Source organism: Dactylosporangium sucinum, from assembly GCF_014647515.1.
GTDB classification, from domain to species: domain Bacteria; phylum Actinomycetota; class Actinomycetes; order Mycobacteriales; family Micromonosporaceae; genus Dactylosporangium; species Dactylosporangium sucinum.
On the sequence record NZ_BMPI01000053.1, the window covers coordinates 62,472 to 65,892 of the forward strand.

2 protein-coding genes and 1 pseudogene are annotated in these 3,421 nt (G+C 73.5%); 2 read left to right on the forward strand and 1 reads right to left on the reverse strand.

Annotated features, from left to right (window positions below):
- Nucleotides 1-324, forward strand: a pseudogene (locus IEZ31_RS57215) (cytochrome bc1 complex cytochrome b subunit); the annotation flags it as partial.
- Between the two features lie 157 nt (nucleotides 325-481).
- On the opposite strand, the gene IEZ31_RS39745 reads toward IEZ31_RS57215, so the two are convergent.
- Nucleotides 482-1,318, reverse strand: coding sequence for an alpha/beta hydrolase family protein (locus IEZ31_RS39745; RefSeq protein ID WP_190255272.1), 837 nt, complete (start codon nucleotides 1,316-1,318; stop codon nucleotides 482-484).
- 68 nt (nucleotides 1,319-1,386) lie between these two features.
- Here IEZ31_RS39745 and IEZ31_RS39750 point away from each other — a divergent pair, with 68 nt between their 5' ends.
- Nucleotides 1,387-3,315 (forward strand): S9 family peptidase, encoded by a 1,929-nt coding sequence (locus IEZ31_RS39750; RefSeq protein WP_190255273.1) that lies wholly within the window; start codon nucleotides 1,387-1,389, stop codon nucleotides 3,313-3,315.
- Nucleotides 3,316-3,421 lie beyond the last annotated feature (106 nt).

Genomic DNA, 3,421 nt, shown 5'->3' on the forward strand with positions numbered 1-3,421 from the left:
GTGGCGTACCGGATCGCCCTGGGCCTCCAGCAGCACGACCGCGAGGTCCTCGCCCACGGCGTGGAGACGGGCATCATCCGCCGCCTGCCGGACGGCCGCTTCATCGAGGTGCATCAGCCGCTGCCGACGGGCAACGGCCACGGCGCCGAGCACGGCCTGGAGTACGCGGGCTGGGTCGTGCCGAAGAAGATGAACCGCCTGGGTGCGCTCGCCCCGACGGTGAAGGGCTTCTTCTACCCGATCGAGAAGGCGGCTCCGCCTGCGAAGCCGGCGCCGCGCCAGGTGGAGGACGCGGACCGCGAGGAGATCACCACGGGCCACTGAGCCCCCGGTCTCGACGCACGCGGCGGCCCCCGGACGATGTGTCCGGGGGCCGCCGCGCGTCTTGCTCATGATCGATGGAGACTCCTGGCTGCCATGGCGACCAGAAGTCGCCATGGATCACGGAACCGGGCGGAACCGGGCGACGCGGGGGCGGACGTTACGGGAGGGACGCGGTCCAAGCGGCGACGCGAGCGGCCAGCGGGGCACCGTTCTTGGCCCACGTGAAGTGGTCGATGCGCGTGCCCGCCTCGGCCGCCGTGTAGTGCTCGCGGCGGACCTCGGACGACGTCAGCTTCGAGGTCAGGCGGTCGACCGTCGCGGCCGGCGTGTACTGGTCGCCCTCCACGTCCACGGCCAGGACCGGGGTCGTCACCCGGGACAGCGCCGCCTCCACGTCGACGCCGGCGATCGGGCGGTACCGGCCGGCGCGGGCCGTGTACGCCCAGTCCGCGATCACGCCGCGGGCCTGGCGGCCGCCGAAGGCCCAGCCCGGCCAGTGCCGCAGCACCGCCGAGCCCGCGGCCAGGACCTGGGTCATCGCCAGGATCTGGGCGCGCCGGCTGGCCGGGTAGCTGCGCCAGTACGGCAGGCCGACCGCGAGCAGCGCCAGCCCGGAGACGTCGGAGGACGTGCCCCGCAGGGCCAGGTGAAGGGCGCACATCTGGCCGCCGAGGGAGTGCCCGATGAGGACCGTGCGGCGACCGGCCCGGGCCGGCTTCAGGTGCTCCAGCACCGCGTCCACGTCGTCGGCGAGCTCGGCGAAGCCGTACCGCGAGGCGGCGGAGGCCCGGGGCGTGCTCGCACCCGTGCCGCGCAGGTCGGCCACGGTCACGGCCACGCCGTGCGACGCCAGCGACTGCGCGAACGGGCGGTAGTACCGCGCCGGGACGCCCATCGCGGGCCACAGCACCGCGAGCGTCGGCGCATCCTCGGCGACAGGAGCGAACGTGTGCAGCGCGAGCCGGTCGGTGCCGCGATCGAGAAGCTCCTCCATACGACCGTAGGGTAGAGGTAGGAGGTTACCCGCGGGTAAGAAGTGTGACCCGGACTACTGTGCTGAACGTGAAACCTCGCGATCTGTCGCAAATGCGCCTCCCCGGCGTGCCGACCCTCAGCCCCGACGGGACGATCGCCGTCGTGTCCCTCACCCGGCTCGACTTCGGCGCCGACCAGTACACCGCCCAGCTCTGGCGCATCCGCACCGACGGCGAGGAGGAGCCGGTCCAGCTCACCTACGGCTGGCACGACAGCGCCCCGCGGATCTCGCCCGACGGCCGCTGGCTGGCGTTCCTGCGGGCGACGAAGGAGAAGGGCAGCCGCGCCGGCGGCGACAAGGCCGAGCACGACGGCGTGCCCCAGCTCTGCGTCATGCCCCTCGCGGGCGGCGAGGCGCGGCGACTGACCGACCTGCCGCTGGGCGCGGGCGCGCCCGCCTGGTCGCCGGACGCCACCCGGCTGGCGTTCTCCGCTCGTGTACCGCAGGAAGGCCGGTACGGCACCGGCAAGACCGGCGACGGCGACAAGATCGGGCCCGACGGCGAGCCGCCGCGCCGCCTCACGCGGCTCTTCAGCCGCGTCGACGGGCTGGGCTTCCTGCACGACCGCCCCGCGCACCTGTTCGTGACGGCGCTCGACGGCACCGTCACCCAGCTCACCGAGGGCGAGCGCAGCCACGGCGACCCGCGCTGGAGCCCCGACGGCGAGTGGCTCACGTTCGTCTCCGAGCAGCACGACACCTGGGCCGACGACGTGGCCGCCGACGTCTGCGTGATCCCGGCGGCGGGCGGGGAGCTGCGCGTGCTCACCGGCACGACGCTCTCGCCCGCGCTGCCGCACTTCACGCCCGACGGCGCGAGCGTCGTCTTCACCGGGAACCCGGCGGGGGAGGGGCGGGTCGACCCGACCGTCCGCCACGAGTCGCTCTGGTCGGTCCCGGCCGCCGGCGGGGAGGTCCGGCAGCTGCTCGACAACGAGACCTACACGCTCGCCGTGCCGGGCGGCGACATCGCCGTTACCGAGGCCGGAGTGCTCTTCCCCAACGAGCACCGCGGCGCCGTACAACTCCTCCTCGTGCCCTTCGATGGGGGAGCGCCCGACGTGCTCGTCGACGGGGAGCGGCAGGTCGCCGGCTTCGCGTCGGCGGGGGACACGCTGGTGGCCACGATCGCCGGGCCGACCGACTGGGGCGAGGTGTACCGCGGCGAGCACCGCCTCACGAACTTCAGCGCGGGCTTCCCCGTCCTCGAACAGGCCGAGCTCACGGCCACGGCCCCCGACGGCTATCCGGTGCACGGCTGGGTCGTGCGGCCCGAGGGCGAGGGTCCCCATCCGGTACTGCTGATGATCCACGGAGGGCCGTTCGCCCAGTACGGCTGGCGGCTGTTCGACGAGGCCCAGGTCTATGCCGGCGCCGGGTACGCGGTCGTCTACGGCAACCCGCGCGGCTCCTCCGGCTACGGCGAGGCGCACGGCCGCGCGGTCATGGGCAACGTCGGCGAGGTGTCGGCCGTCGACCTGCTGGCGCTGCTCGACGCGGCGCTCAAGGCACCCGACCTGGACGGCTCGCGGGTCGGCGTGCTGGGCGGCTCGCACGGCGGGTTCATGACGACCTGGCTGGCGGCCCACCACGGCGAGCGCTTCAAGGCCGCCGTCTCCGAGCGCGCCGTGAACGCGATCGACAGCTTCCAGGGGTCGTCGGACATCGGCTGGTTCTTCGCCGAGTCGCTGTACCGCCGCGAATTCGAGCGGCAGAGCCCGCTCACGTATGCCGACCGCATCGCGATCCCGATGCTCATCGTGCACTCGGAGCAGGACTGGCGCTGCCCGGTCGAGCAGGCGCAGCGGCTGTTCGTGGCGCTGAAGAAGCGCGGCACCCCGGTCGAGTTCCTGCTGTTCCCGGGCGAGGGCCACGAGCTGTCCCGGACGGGCCGCCCGTCACACCGGCAGGCCCGCTTCGACGCGATCCTGGAGTGGTTCGCCCGCCACGTCTGACCCGGCGCCCCGGCGCCCGCCACGCCCAGCGCGTCGATCTTGCAGTTGTGGTGCCGCAACACTCCCACGATGTCCGGGTTTGTCAGGCACCACAACTGCAAGATCG